Genomic DNA, 12869 nt, shown 5'->3' with positions numbered 1-12869 from the left:
CAACCCACCCCGAGAGGACCCCATGAAGACCATCGTCCTGGACGACGACCCCACGGGCACGCAGTCCGCGACCGGCGTGACCGTGCTGCTGGACCTCTCCGCGGCGACGCTCGAGCGGGATCTCGAGGAGGCCCTGACCGGAGCGGACTCGGTGTACGTGCAGACGAACAGCCGCGCCCTGCCCCCGGACGAGGCCGTCGCCCTGGCCCGGCGTGTGCGGGCGGCGGGGATCGCCGTGGCCGAGCGGTCCGGTGAGCAGGTGCGGTTCGTGCTGCGCGGAGATTCGACGCTGCGCGGGCACGTGTTCGCCGAGACCGAGGTGTTCCTCGAGGATGCCGTCATGCTGTTCGTCCCGGCCTTCCCCGACGGCGGGCGCACCACCCGCGACGGCATGCACCTGGTGCGCATCGACGGCCAGGACCTGCCGGCCCACGAGACGGAGTACGCCGAGGATCCGGTGTTCGGCTTCACCACCGGATACCTGCCGGATTACGTGGAGCGCTCCTCGGGCCGTCCCGGCGTCCCCGTGCCCCTCGCCGACGTGCGCGCGGGAGCGCTCGAACACGCACTGACCGCGGCCGAGGCGGGCACCGTGGTCCTGCCCGATGCGGTGACCGACGAGGACATCAAGCTGATCGCCGGCGCGGTCGACGCGGCGGCGGAACACGGCACGCGGATCGTGGTGCGCTCGGCCTCCCCTCTCGCGGCCCACCTCGCGGGGGTCGCGAGCGAGGGTCGGCTGCCGCTTCCCCTGGAGCGGCCGACGGGCGGGACCCTGCTCGTCTGCGGTTCGCACACGGCGGGCGCGACGGCGCAGCTCGCGCAGGTCACGCGGCGTTTCGGCGAGCCGGCGCTCGTCGGCACCGAGGCGGCCCTCGCGGATCCCTCCACGGCGGGGCACGCGGCCGCGGACGCGGTCGTCTCGGTCGGCACCGCCACCAGTGCTGCCACTGCCGCCCCTGCCACCGGGACCGTCCCGGCCGACGACGCCGCGCTCCTCCTGCTGCTGTCGACCGAGCGGCAGCGCTCCGCGAGCCACGGCACGCTCGATCACGGCGAACGGGTGATGGCGGCGCTGACCACGGCCGTCGCGGACCTGCTGCCGCGCGTGGGCACGGTGATCTCGAAGGGCGGGATCACCTCGGCGGAGGTCGCGCGCAGGGGACTCGGTGCGCGCACCGCGCACGTGCTCGGCCAGATCCTGCCCGGGGTCTCGGCCTGGTGCCTGAGCGCGCGGGACGGCCGCGAGCTGCTGTACATCGTGGTCCCCGGGAACGTGGGCGACCAGGACACGCTCGTCAGGGTTCTCGAGGCCGTCGGCATCACCGGTTGAGTCCGTCGGCCCACCGCCCGCGCCGTCAGTCCTTCTCGAGCCTCTCGACGAGCGCGGCGATGCGGGTGCGGCGGGTCGCCTCGCGGGTCGCGCTCAGGATCGGGTGCAGGGCGGAATAGCGGGCACTGCCCGTGAGCAGGTCGAACGCTGCGCGGGCCCGGGGTGAGGCGGCGAGCGCCTCGGCGAGCGCGGGCGGCACCTGCGCGCTGGCGGCCCCGGCGTAGGCGCTGTCCCAGCGCCCGTCGGCCTTCGCCCGCTCGACCTCCGCCCGCCCGCGCTCGCGCATCCGCGACGCGGCCTCGAGCCGGCCGATGATGTCGACGTTGCGCTGCGACCAGATCGAGCGCGGGCGGCGCGGGGTGTAGCGCTGGCGGAAGGAGTGCTCGTCGTGCGCGCGACGCTGCCCGTCGATCCACCCGCTGCACAGGGCCTCCTCGAGAGCCTGCTGGTAGGTGAGGGTCGTCGGCCCGCTGCCGCCCTTCTTCGCGAGCAGGAGCCAGACGCCCTCGGAGGTGTCCTCGTGGGCGTCGAGCCATGCTCGCCAGGCCGCGGCGTCGGCGACGACGAGCGGGGGCGGGAGTTCAGCGGGTGCCATGCGCAGAGCCTCCCATGCCGCCCGTGGCACAGTGGGCCGCAGTCCGCGTGCGCGGACCGAGCGCCAGGAGGCACCGATGCCATCGACCACCACGTCCTCGCCCGCCCTCTCTCGCCGTGCGCGGCGCGAGGCCGACGCCGTCCCCGCCACCGCTCCCGCCACGATCCGTGCGCGCGTCGACGGCGCCCGCGCCGCCTTCGCCCGTGGTGCGAGCCGCTCGCTGGTGTTCCGCCGCGCGCAGCTGCAGGGCCTGCGCGCCCTGCTGAGAGCGCACCACGCCGAGCTCGAGGAGGCGGTCGCCGCCGACCTCGGCAAGAGCGCCACGGAGTTCCGCCTCACCGAGATCTTCCCGGTGACGAGCGAGATCGACGAGGCGCTGCGCCAGCTCGAGCGCTGGTCCCGGCCGCGCCGGGCCGGGGTGCCGCTGCCCCTCCAGCCCGCCCGCGCCCGCCTGGTGCCCGAGCCGCTGGGCACGGTCCTGGTGATCTCGCCGTGGAACTATCCGGTGCAGCTGCTGCTGGCTCCGCTCGTGGGGGTGATCGCCGCCGGCGACACGGCCGTGCTCAAGCCCAGCGAGGTCACGCCCACGGTCTCGGGAGTGCTCGCGCGGCTGCTGCCCCGCTACCTCGACGCCCAGGCGTACCCCGTGGTCGAGGGCGGCGTCGAGGAGACCACGGCGCTGCTCGAGGAGCGCTTCGACCACGTCGTGTACACCGGGAACGGCGGTGTGGGCCGGATCGTCATGGCGGCCGCCGCGAGGCATCTGACCCCGGTGACGCTCGAGCTGGGAGGCAAGTGCCCCGTGTGGGTCGACGACGCCGCGCACCTCGAGCAGGTGGCACGGCAGCTGGCCTGGGCGAAGTTCGTCAACGCCGGTCAGACCTGCGTCGCGCCCGACCACGTGCTCACCACCCCGGAGCTCGTCGAGCCCCTGGTCGCGGCCCTGCGGCGCGCGATCGCCGCGCTGTGGGGCCAGGACCCCTCGCGGAGTCCCGACTTCGGGCGCATCGTCGCGCCGCGGCACCTCGACCGGCTCGCCGGATACATCGAGGCGGCCGACGGGAAGGGCGCGGGCCGCGTCGCGCTCGGCGGGACCGTGGACCGCGAGGACCTGTACGTCGCGCCGACCGTGCTGGTGATGGACGAGCCCGACTCCCCCGGCGCCGCCCGCACCGAGGAGAGCACCCCGGCGGTGATGCGCGAGGAGATCTTCGGGCCGATCCTGCCGATCGTGCCCGTCGGCGGGCCCGAGGAGGCGATCGCCTTCGTCGGCGCCGGCGAGAAGCCGCTCGCCCTCTATCTCTTCACCGCATCCCGGCAGGTCGCCGATGCCTTCGTGGAGCGGACGTCGTCCGGCGGCGTGGTCGAGGGCGCCTGCCTGATCCATGTCGCCACGCCGACGCTGCCCTTCGGCGGGGTGGGCGGGAGCGGCATCGGCGCCTACCACGGGCGCTTCTCGTACGAGAGGTTCAGCCACGAGAAGCCGGTGCTGCGGAAGCCCCTGGTCCCGGACACGCTCGCGCTCATGCGTCCGCCGTTCTCGCAGCTGCGCGGGACCCTGATGCGCAGGCTCTCCGGGCTCCGCTGAGGGCGACGGACCGAGCCACTCCGCCGGTTCGGGCCCTGTTATCGGACGGAGCCCGACTGTCGGACGGAGCCAAGCCGTCGGACCGCGCCCTGTCGTCGACCCTGCCGCTCGCCTCAGGCGTTGATGACGGCGAAGGCGATGACCAGCGGGAGGGGCACGCTCACGATCGCGGCGACCAGGACGTGCAGGATCTTGTACCGGGCCACGAGCGCGACGACCTCCCGCAGGAAGGCGCTCGGCCAGAAGTAGCCGGCGGTGCGCGCGGGCGCGACCTGCGCGTCCAGGCCCACGCGGCGGGCGAGGGCGGCCGTGCGCAGCACGTGATAGCTGCTGGTGACGGTGAGGCCGGGCCCGTCGGCCGGGAGCACGGTCCCCACCAGCTCACGGGTGTTGCGCAGGTTCTCCTCGGTGGTGCGGGAGCGGTCCTCGAGCACGATCGCCTCCTGCGGGACGCCCTGCTCGCGCGCGTACTCGGCCATCGCCGAGGCCTCCGAGCGGGGCTCGTCCGGTCCCTGGCCGCCGGAGAGGACGAGCAGCGCATCGGGGTGGGTCTCGCGCACGCGCCTCCAGTGCGCGATGCCGGCGTCGACGCGGTTCGCGAGAAGCTTGGGGACCCTCCCGCGGATGAGGCCCGAGCCGTGCACCATCACGTAGCGGGCGGAGGTGCGGGAGGCGATCCACGCGTAGACGACGTCGTAGACGAGATACGAGGTCAGCACGTATCCCGCCCACGTGCCCAGCAGGGCCACGAACGTGAGGACGACGAAGAGCCACGGATGCTCCGCGGCGAAGCGGAGCGAGATCGCGGCGCCGACGATGACGGCGAGCAGTCCGAGGCCCGCCAGCAGGGACAGCAGGTTCCCCAGGCTCCGCCCCTCCTTGCGCATCATGAACACGCCGTTGGCGATGAGGAAGCCGATGAGCACGAGCGTGAGCAGCGGGGAGAGGACCGCGATCAGCACCAGCACCCCGCCCACGAGGGCACCCGCGGCGCTGTCGGATCCCGCGGCCAGCGCGAAGAGGACCGTGAGCGCCGTCAGGGACAGCAGGAAGGCGTTGCCCGTCCAGCGCGCGTCCCTTCGCAGGGACAGGATCAGCAGGACGACGAGCAGGATCGGCACCGGGGAGAGGAGGAGGGACATGCTCCAAGAGTCCCATCCCGCGGGCGTCCGGTCATCCCCTGCCAGGGGGATCGCGCGGCGCGGGCCTCTGCCCGTGGTCGGACCCGGGGCCGACGGGAGCGGGGGACGACGGGTGAGCGGGCGGGCCGGCCGCCGTGGGCACGGCCTCGCCCGCTCGACCTCAGACGAGCTCGACCGCGGCGTCCTTGTCGTTCAGGACGACGATCGGGGTGATCGTGGGATGCCCGTCCGCGCGCACCGCCGCCAGGTCGACGTGCAGCAGCGGGGTGCCCGCGACCACGCGATCGCCCGTGGCCACGAGGGTCTCGAAGCCTCGGCCCTGCATGGCGACGGTGTCCAGCCCCACGTGGACGAGCACCTCCGTGCCGTCGTCCAGGGTGAGGGCGACGGCGTGGCCGGTGTCGAAGACGTGCTGCACGGTGCCCGCCGCCGGGGCGATGACCACGGCGTCGGCGAGGTCCTCGGGAGGCTGCACAGCGATGCCGGGGCCCATGATCTCCTGCGCGAAGGTCGGATCCGGGACGTCGGCGAGCGGCACGGCGGTGCCCTCGAGCGCCTGTCGCAGCCGCACCAGGTGGGTGGTGCGGGTCGCCGTGGCGACGGCGCCCGCCTCATCGGCCGAGCCGGAGGCGGCGTCGGCCGAGACGGAGGCGGAGCCGCCGTCGGACGCGGACACGGGCTGCGCGCGGCCGCTCATGAGGTCGTCCATCGCGTCCTTCACGAACTGGACGTTCAGACCGTAGATGACCTGCACGGAGCCGCGACCGGGCTTCATGGTGCCCGCGGCGCCGGCCTGCTTGAGCGCGGCCTCATCGACGACGGAGGCGTCAGCGACCTGCATGCGCAGACGGGTCGCGCAGTTCTCGAGATCGAGGATGTTCTCGCGCCCGCCCAGCGCCGCGAGGAAGGCCGTGGCCGTGGCGAGGTACTTCGCATCGCCCGTGGCCCCGCCCGCTGCGTCCTCGGACGTCTCGTCCTCGGGGTCCCCGTCCTCACGGCCGATGGTCTTCAGGTCGAAGCGACGGATGATGAAGCGGAAGGACAGGAAGTAGACGACGAACCAGAACACTCCCATCACGGGCAGCGCCCACGGGTTCTCGGCCATCGGGTTCACCCAGCCCAGACCGAGGTCGAGCAGACCGGCGGAGAAGCCGAAGCCCATGCGGACCGGAAGCGCGGCCGTGATCGCCATCGAGATGCCCGTGAACAGGGCGTGCACCACGTACAGGCCCGGTGCCAGGAACATGAAGGAGAACTCGAGCGGCTCGGTGACGCCGACGAAGAACGAGGCGATCGCGCTCGAGAGCAGCACGCCCGCGGCGATCTTGCGCCGGCTGGTCTTCGCGGTCGTGTACATGGCGAGGGCGGCGCCGGGCAGGCCGAACATCATGATGGGGAAGAAGCCGGCCATGTACTGGCCGGTCTCGCCGTAGGTGCCGCTGGCGTCGAGGAAGTTGTTGAGGTCGTTGATGCCCGCCACGTCGAACCAGAACACCGAGTTCAGGGCGTGGTGCAGGCCGAACGGGATCAGCAGACGGTTGAGGAAGCCGTAGATGCCCACGCCCACGGGGCCGAGCGTCAGGATGAACTCGCCGAAGGCGACGAGACCGCCGAAGACCAGGGGCCACACGAAGAAGAGGACCAGGGCGAGCACGAGCGAGATGCCGGCGGTGACGATCGCGACCGAGCGCTTGCCGGAGAAGAACGAGAGCGCGTCGGGCAGCTTCGTGTCCTTGAAATGGTCGTACGTCCAGGCGCCGATGAGGCCGCAGATGATCCCGACGAACACGTTCTCGATCTGGTCGAAGGCGGGGTTCACCTGGGCGACGTCGATGTCCTTGAACAGGGCGACGTTCTCGGGGTCCAGCAGCGTGGTCACCGTCAGCCAGGAGACCAGGCCGGCGAGCGCCGAGGTCCCGTCGGGCTTGGTGGCCATGCCGATCGACACGCCGATGGCGAAGAGGATCGGGAGGTGGTCCAGGAGCGCGCTGCCGGCGGTCTTCAGGAAGACGCCCGCGATGTTGGTGTCGTTGCCCGTCGCCGTGAGGATCCAGTAGCCGAGGCCGCTGAGGATCGCGGCGACTGGGAGGACCGCCACCGGCAGCATCAGGGACCTGCCGAGTCGTTGGAAGAACTTCATCGTTGCCTTACATGGGAAGGTGCGCCGCGCTGCTCAGCCATGAGCACTTGGACGGCAGAACGGTCAGAATCGGGTCCGATTGTGCAGGATCGGTCAGTCGCACGCGATGGGCTCGGTGGGCCGCGATGGGCCCGCGTCGCCCTGACGTGGGGACTCATCGGCGACCACGAAGGCCGGGGTGTCGAGGGTCACGGCGCACGGGTCGCTTCGCGCGGGCGCTACGAGTTGCGGTGGGTTCTAGTCGCCTTGCGCTGGGACTCGGATCCGCAGCGGTTCACCACGGGGGCGAGAGCGTCTACGCGTACAACGCGCACGAGCATCCGGAGCTGAGGGACGGGCGCAGCCGGCTGGTCAGCTTTGACGTGAACTCCCTGGAGCCCGACGATCTCTACGCCGACGCGAGCATCTATCGGCCGCGCTTCCTGCGGATCGAGTTCTGAGGCGGCGGGCCCCTGATCAGTGCACGAGCACGCGGCCGTCCACCTCGAGCGTCCCCGCCCACAGGTTCTCGGCACCGATCCCCTGCAGGCAGCGCCCGACCGCTTCGGCCGTCCGCTCGTGCATGGCGCGGAGATCCCCCGGCCGAAGCACCGCGCACTCGACCCGCTCAACGGCGCTGCCGGCAAGGTCCATCCGCACCGCGCGCACCGCCTTGGGGGCCGACGTCCACCCCCAGCAACCAGCCCTCCGGGCGCGAGAGGCGGAAGCGCTGCGCGGCCGCTGCCGCGCGGCGACCGCGCTGCGCGGGGACGCGGGGACCCTCGCGCTCGGAGAGCTGGTGGTGCGGGTGCGGTGAGGGGAGGGAGGGCCGACGGTCCGTGATCGGGTCGTCGGCCCCGTCCCCGGCTCGGCGCAGCGGGATCCCGTCCCCGCTCCGTCTCAGTGCAGCGAAATGAGGGCCTGGACCGGGGCGTGGTCCGAGGGGTAGCGGCCCGCCGGGCTCCGGTGCACGTTGATGCCGACCGCGTGGGCCGTGACGTCGTCCGTGGTCAGCACCCAGTCGATGCGGTCGCCGCCCTCGACCGGGTCCTCGTACCCGGGGAAGGTGCCCCAGTCGCGGGTGAGGTGCTTGCGCGCGCTGGCCCAGGTGTCGAGCATCGGCCCGTCGCCCACGAGGGTCGTGTACGCGCCGGAGTCCTCGGCGGGCGAGTTGAAGTCGCCGGTGACGATGGCGGGCAGGCCCTCGAGTGCGCCGTCGGAGAACAGGTCGACCATCGCCTGGGCGCTCTTGATGCGCGCGTTCTCGGACTCGTGGTCGAAGTGCGTGTTGATCATGGCCAGCTCGCGGCCCGTGCGCCGATCCTGCATGCGCGCCCAGACCACGATGCGGGTGACCCGGTTGCCCCAGGTGGCCGAGCCGATGACGTCCGGCGTGTCCGAGAGCCAGAACTGGTCCCACTCGAGCACGCGCAGGCGGCGCGGGTCGTAGAAGATCGCGGAGTACTCGTCCGCGCTGCCGCCCTGGCGGCCGTAACCGATCATGCGGTGATGGGGCAGGGACTGCTCGATCGCCGCCAGCTGACCGTACTTGCCCTCCTGGATGCCCAGGATCGTGGGCTGCTCGCGCTCGAGCAGGTCGACGAGGATCGGCTCGCGCTCGGGCCAGTGGTCGGCCTCCCCGGGCTTCGTCTGGGCGGTGTTCTCCATGCGGATGTTGAAGGTCATCACGTGGAGGCGGCTGCCGCGGGCGCGGCCGATGAGGGGCGCGTCGCCGTGGCCAGGCCTGCCGTGATGTCCGGCAGGAGCGGTCGAGGCGGCGGAACCTGCGGCGGTGCCGGTGCTGCCGCCCGCTGCGGAGGCGGGGCCGGCGGCCGCGACGGCGCCGAGGCCGCCGACGGCGCTCGTGCCCAGGCCGGTGAGGAGGGCGCGGCGATGGACGGATCGGGACATGGGGATGCTCCTGGAGGGGGCGAGGGAGGGGTGTCCCCTCCACCTTCACCGCGCGGCGGGCACGCTGTCGCGCTTCGCACCCGCCGAGGCCCCAGAGTTCTCCGACCCGTCATGGCCAGGGCATCTTCTGCTCACCGTCCTTCGGCGCCCCGCGGTCGCGTTGCAATCGCGCTGCTCGCGTTCACCCCTCGACCATCCCCTGCAGCACCAGCAGACCCGCCGTGAGCAGGGCGAGAGCGAGCAGGGCGGCGCAGAGCACCGGCATCAGGGCGCGGCGCGCCTCCTGCGGATCGGGGCACAGCTGCGCGGCGAGCTCGATCTTCGCGGGGGAGGGCATGAGGAAGATCCCCGCGCTCGCGTTCTGCACGGCGATCGCCGGCAGCAGCGGGATGCCCGCGAGCTGCGCGACCTGCGCCTGCGGGGCGGCGAACATGGCATTGGCCGAGCTGTTGGACCCCGTGAGATAGCCGCCGAGGGCGCCCACCGGCGCGAGCACGAGCGCGTAGAGCGGTCCCAGGTGGGAGGCGGCGAGCGCGAGGCTGCTCGCCATCCCGCTCGTCGCCATGACGATCCCCAGCACCATGAGCAGCCCGTTCGCCGGCCCCACGTGCACCCAGCGTCGAGCGGCCGCCGCCCCGATCTCCGTCAGCAGCCGCGGCCTCGTGGTGAGGAGAACGGCGAGCAGCAGCCACAGCGCGGGCGAGCCGAGGAGGCGGCCGGGCCCGTCGGCCGCGCCGAGGAGAGCGAGGATGGCGGTCGTGGCGAGCACCCCGCCCAGCAGCACCGCATAGGGGACGACGGCGCGGGCGAGTCCCGCGTCGGCGTGCAGTCGCGCCCCTCGCAGTCGGTGGATGAGCAGATGGACGGCGAAGGTGGCGAGCGCACCGCACGCGCCAGCGGGTGCGGTGCCCACCAGCAGGTTCACCCCGAGCACACTCGCCCACAGCACGAGCCCCGAGCAGGTCGCGGCGAGCAGTGCGGGTGCGCGCCGGCCGGGCTCGGCGGTGAGCAGGGCGACGACGAGCCCGACCACCACGAACACCGGGCCGTTCGCGATCGCGGTCGCGATGCCGAGCTCGCGGAACCCGGTCCCGCTGAGGTGCGCGGCGATGAGCATCCCCGGGCCCATCGACCCCCAGGGCACGGCGCACAGCCCCAGCAGCCCGACGGCGGCGGAGGCGCGACTGGAGAACCCGCAGCGCACCAGCAGGGGGATCGCAAGCGTCACGCCGATGCCGAACCCGGTGACCGACTCCGCGAAGGGAGCGACCCCGTGGACCACGGCGAGCGCGGCACCGGGGCCGGATCCCAGCGCGCCGCCCACCCAGCGGGCCAGGCGCTCCTGTCGTCCGGTGCGCGCCATCGCCTCGCTCAGCAGCAGGCCGCCGAGGATGATCACGAGCACCTCGAGCAGCACGGGGAGCCATTGCCCGAGGGCCCCGCTCCACCGGGCGGCCGGGGCGGGGAACGCCAGGGCCGCCACCGCGAGCGCCGTCCCGAGTCCGAGCAGCGCCGCGACGAGTGTCGAGCGGCGCGCCGCGATCGCACCGATCGTCACGAGGACGGGGAGGAGAGCGAGAACGGGCAGCAGCGCGGACATCGACACGTTGCGTATCATGCCCACTTAGTTTCGTTCTCGCAACCCAGGTCTGTAGTCTCGGACCATGACCTCGAGACGCGCCCGTCGGCTGGGACCGGCGATACGAGCCCGCCGCGCGGAGCTCGGCATCACGCTCCATCAACTCTCCGAGGCCACGGGGGTCTCCCGCGGGACCCTCTCGCGGATCGAGAACAACACGCTGTCCACGAGCCTGGCCAACGCCCTCGCGATCGCCTCGGCGCTCTCGGTGGATCTCAGCGAGCTGCTCGACGAGCCGGAGTCCCAGCTGGTGCGCGCCGAGGACGCCACCCGGTACACGGACGCCTCGGGGATCACGCGCATCACGCTCGCCCAGCCCTCCCCCGGCATCCAGCTGCTGCGCTACGAGGTGCCGGCGGGCGCGGCGTCCACGCGCTTCGCCGCCCACCGCGGACGCACCCAGGAAGTGCTGCACATCCTGGAAGGGCGTCTCGTGTTCGAGACCGAGGGCGATTCCCACGAGTCCCACGAGCTCGGGGCCGGGGACACCTTCACCGTGCGGGCCGACCGCGAGCACCGCCTGAGCAACCCCGGCGAGGAGCCCTGCATCCTGCACATGCTCACCGTCAGCCCGCGCTGATCACCTCCGCCTCCCACGTCCACGTCCACGTCCACGTCCACGTCCACGAAAGACGATCGCCAGGCGACACGCATCTCGACCCCAGGAGGGACCGCATGCACGACGCATCCACGCAGCCCGCCCGCAGCGCAGACCTGCTGGGCATCGAGACGCTCGGCGTCATCGGGGTCGGTGAGATCGCCGAGGCGATCGTCGAGGGCCTCCTCACGATCGAGGAGGGCCCGCTCGCCACGATGCCGGTCGTGCTCTCGCCGCGCAGCGCCTCGCGCTCGTCCGCGCTCGCGGCGCGCTCGTCGAGGGTGCGCGTCGCGTCGACGAACCAGGAGGTCGCCGATGCCTCGTCCGCACTGCTCCTGACACTGCCCGCCGCCAGCGTCGACGAGGCCCTGACCGCGCTCCGCATCCCGCGCGATGCGCTCGTGATCAGCGCCGTCGCGGGCATCTCGATCGCGGCGCTGCGAGAGCGCATCGGCGAGGGGCCGACGATCGTGCGCACCATCCCGATGCCCGCGGTGAGACGTCGCGCCGGATCGACCCCGCTGCACCCCGACGACCCGCGCGCCCGGACGCTGTTCGACGGGCTCGGCGGCGTGGTCCTCCCGCCCGACGAGGACGCGTTCTCGGCGTTCTCCGTGGTGAGCTCGAGCGTCTCGACCCACGTCGAATACCTCGCGACTCTCGCCGCGTGGCTCGGCGAGCGGGGCGTCCCCGCCCACGACGCGGAGTCGCTGATCCGCGGCATCTATCTGGGGGTTGCCGGGGCACTCGCGGATGCGGACACCTCTCTTCCCGCTCTGCGCCGCGCCCACGAGACCCCGGGCGGCCTGAACGAGCAGCTGCGCGAGACCTGGCTGGACAGCAGGAACACCGCCTCGCTGCACGCCGCCCTCGATGCCCTGCTGGAGCGCGCACGGGCGAGGTGAGGCGTCCCGCTCCACGCCCGCTCGACCTCGACCACCCGCCGCGCCCGCGCGTACGCTCGCCGCAGGCTTCCGAGTCCTCGAGCGCACGCTGCATCACTCCGGCGCCCTCCCGTGCCTGCGCGCCTCGTCGTCTCGGCTCCTCGTCCCTCGCGTCCCACCTCTCACTCCTCGGAGGTCCTCATGCCCTCGTCGTCCCCCTCGGCGATCGCCGATCTGCTGCCGGCCTCCGCGATCCGCCTCGACGTCGCCGTCGCGGACTGGCGCGCGGCGATCAGCGCCTCGGGCGAGCTGCTCACGGATGCCGGCATCGCCGGCGCCTCCTACACCGACGCGATGATCCGCACGGTCGAGGAGCACGGCCCCTACATCGTCATCACCCCGGGCTTCGCGCTCGCGCACGCTCGCCCCGATGACTCCGTGGCCCGCGGCGGCATGTCCTTCGTGCGTCTCGCCGACCCCGTGGTCTTCGGCCATGAGTCCAACGACCCGGTCACGATCGTCATGGGTCTCGCCGCGGCCGACGACTCCGCCCACCAGCACGCCCTCGCCGCCCTCGCCGGGGCGCTGGCCGATCCGGGGCGCCGCGCGGCCCTGGACACGGCCTCCTCGGCCGACGAGGTCCTGGCGGCGCTCGACGGCGACACCGCAGCGCCCGCCGCGGCTGATCGCGACGCCCAGACCCCGTCGGAGGCCGTCCCCACGAAGGCCGGCGCCGACGCCGTCCCCTCGAAGAACCTGATCCTCACCGTGTGCGGGAACGGCCTGGGCACGAGTCTGTTCCTGAAGAACACCGCGGAACAGGTGCTGGACCGCTGGGGCTGGTCGCCGTACCTCACGGTCGAGGCGACCGACACGATCTCCGCGAAGGGCCGCGCGAAGGAGGCCGACTTCCTGCTGACCTCCGGCGCGATCGCCCAGACCCTCGGGGACGTGGGCGTGCCCGTCGAGGTGATCGAGAACTTCACCTCGCAGGCGGAGATCGACGCGGCCCTGCGCCGCCTCTACGCCGTCTGACCGGCCCTCCCCCGCTCTCCCCCCT

Annotated in this window: 11 protein-coding genes; 6 read left to right on the top strand and 5 right to left on the bottom strand. The window is 72.9% G+C overall.

Translation table 11 applies throughout. The annotated features are described in order from the left end of the window. Nucleotides 1–1333: four-carbon acid sugar kinase family protein (locus MHY49_RS17495; protein ID WP_239206283.1), on the top strand; the 1333-nt coding region annotated here is incomplete at its 5' end. Nucleotides 1334–1358: 25 nt separating this feature from the next. On the opposite strand, the gene MHY49_RS17490 is transcribed toward MHY49_RS17495, so the two are convergent. Beyond that, the gene (locus tag MHY49_RS17490; RefSeq protein WP_228356949.1) at nucleotides 1359–1928 is read right to left on the bottom strand and encodes a YdeI family protein; all 570 of its coding nucleotides are present in this window, start codon (nucleotides 1926–1928) and stop codon (nucleotides 1359–1361) included. 76 nt (nucleotides 1929–2004) lie between these two features. Here MHY49_RS17490 and MHY49_RS17485 point away from each other — a divergent pair, with 76 nt between their 5' ends. Next, nucleotides 2005–3516 (top strand): aldehyde dehydrogenase family protein, encoded by a 1512-nt coding sequence (locus MHY49_RS17485; RefSeq protein ID WP_239206281.1) that lies wholly within the window; start codon nucleotides 2005–2007, stop codon nucleotides 3514–3516. Between the two features lie 113 nt (nucleotides 3517–3629). Here the strand turns inward: MHY49_RS17485 and MHY49_RS17480 are convergent, their stop codons facing one another. Together MHY49_RS17480 and nagE are read right to left on the bottom strand one after the other, a co-directional pair. Continuing rightward, nucleotides 3630–4658: a YdcF family protein gene (locus MHY49_RS17480; protein WP_239206279.1), complete on the bottom strand. Its 1029-nt coding sequence runs from the start codon at nucleotides 4656–4658 to the stop codon at nucleotides 3630–3632. A 160-nt stretch (nucleotides 4659–4818) separates the two neighbouring features. After that, the gene (gene nagE, locus MHY49_RS17475) at nucleotides 4819–6798 is read right to left on the bottom strand and encodes an N-acetylglucosamine-specific PTS transporter subunit IIBC (protein ID WP_239206277.1); all 1980 of its coding nucleotides are present in this window, start codon (nucleotides 6796–6798) and stop codon (nucleotides 4819–4821) included. 230 nt (nucleotides 6799–7028) lie between these two features. Between nagE and MHY49_RS17470 the strand changes: the two genes are divergently transcribed. Next, nucleotides 7029–7238, top strand: coding sequence for a hypothetical protein (locus tag MHY49_RS17470; protein WP_239206275.1), 210 nt, complete (start codon nucleotides 7029–7031; stop codon nucleotides 7236–7238). Between the two features lie 439 nt (nucleotides 7239–7677). Here MHY49_RS17470 and MHY49_RS17465 read toward each other — a convergent pair whose 3' ends face one another. Both MHY49_RS17465 and MHY49_RS17460 read right to left on the bottom strand, forming a co-directional pair. Further along, the gene (locus MHY49_RS17465) at nucleotides 7678–8688 is read right to left on the bottom strand and encodes an endonuclease/exonuclease/phosphatase family protein (protein ID WP_239206274.1); all 1011 of its coding nucleotides are present in this window, start codon (nucleotides 8686–8688) and stop codon (nucleotides 7678–7680) included. A gap of 181 nt (nucleotides 8689–8869) precedes the next feature. After that, nucleotides 8870–10306, bottom strand: coding sequence for an L-lactate permease (locus MHY49_RS17460; protein ID WP_239206272.1), 1437 nt, complete (start codon nucleotides 10304–10306; stop codon nucleotides 8870–8872). Nucleotides 10307–10352: 46 nt separating this feature from the next. On the opposite strand from MHY49_RS17460, the gene MHY49_RS17455 reads away from it, so the two are divergent. The 3 genes from MHY49_RS17455 to MHY49_RS17445 all read left to right on the top strand — a co-directional run bounded on the left by MHY49_RS17455 (nucleotide 10353) and on the right by MHY49_RS17445 (nucleotide 12844). Then, nucleotides 10353–10907, top strand: coding sequence for a helix-turn-helix domain-containing protein (locus MHY49_RS17455; RefSeq protein WP_239206270.1), 555 nt, complete (start codon nucleotides 10353–10355; stop codon nucleotides 10905–10907). A gap of 95 nt (nucleotides 10908–11002) precedes the next feature. Then, nucleotides 11003–11830 (top strand): NAD(P)-binding domain-containing protein, encoded by an 828-nt coding sequence (locus MHY49_RS17450; protein WP_239206268.1) that lies wholly within the window; start codon nucleotides 11003–11005, stop codon nucleotides 11828–11830. Nucleotides 11831–12010: 180 nt separating this feature from the next. After that, nucleotides 12011–12844, top strand: coding sequence for a PTS sugar transporter subunit IIA (locus MHY49_RS17445; RefSeq protein ID WP_239206266.1), 834 nt, complete (start codon nucleotides 12011–12013; stop codon nucleotides 12842–12844). Nucleotides 12845–12869: the final 25 nt, after the last annotated feature.

The sequence above is a fragment of the Brachybacterium sp. ACRRE genome, from assembly GCF_022346485.1.
In the GTDB taxonomy this organism is placed as follows: Bacteria; Actinomycetota; Actinomycetes; order Actinomycetales; family Dermabacteraceae; genus Brachybacterium; species Brachybacterium halotolerans.
This window is presented reverse-complemented; position numbering and strand designations above follow the sequence as displayed.

Excerpts from the sequence above, each read along its gene's own strand:
- MHY49_RS17490 (WP_228356949.1), bottom strand. The coding sequence starts at position 1,928 with ATGGCACCCGCTGAACTCCCGCCCCCGCTCGTCGTCGCCGACGCCGCG.
- MHY49_RS17485 (WP_239206281.1), top strand. The coding sequence starts at position 2,005 with ATGCCATCGACCACCACGTCCTCGCCCGCCCTCTCTCGCCGTGCGCGG.
- MHY49_RS17480 (WP_239206279.1), bottom strand. The coding sequence starts at position 4,658 with ATGTCCCTCCTCCTCTCCCCGGTGCCGATCCTGCTCGTCGTCCTGCTG.
- nagE (WP_239206277.1), bottom strand. The coding sequence starts at position 6,798 with ATGAAGTTCTTCCAACGACTCGGCAGGTCCCTGATGCTGCCGGTGGCG.
- MHY49_RS17465 (WP_239206274.1), bottom strand. The coding sequence starts at position 8,688 with ATGTCCCGATCCGTCCATCGCCGCGCCCTCCTCACCGGCCTGGGCACG.
- MHY49_RS17460 (WP_239206272.1), bottom strand. The coding sequence starts at position 10,306 with ATGATACGCAACGTGTCGATGTCCGCGCTGCTGCCCGTTCTCGCTCTC.
- MHY49_RS17455 (WP_239206270.1), top strand. The coding sequence starts at position 10,353 with ATGACCTCGAGACGCGCCCGTCGGCTGGGACCGGCGATACGAGCCCGC.
- MHY49_RS17450 (WP_239206268.1), top strand. The coding sequence starts at position 11,003 with ATGCACGACGCATCCACGCAGCCCGCCCGCAGCGCAGACCTGCTGGGC.
- MHY49_RS17445 (WP_239206266.1), top strand. The coding sequence starts at position 12,011 with ATGCCCTCGTCGTCCCCCTCGGCGATCGCCGATCTGCTGCCGGCCTCC.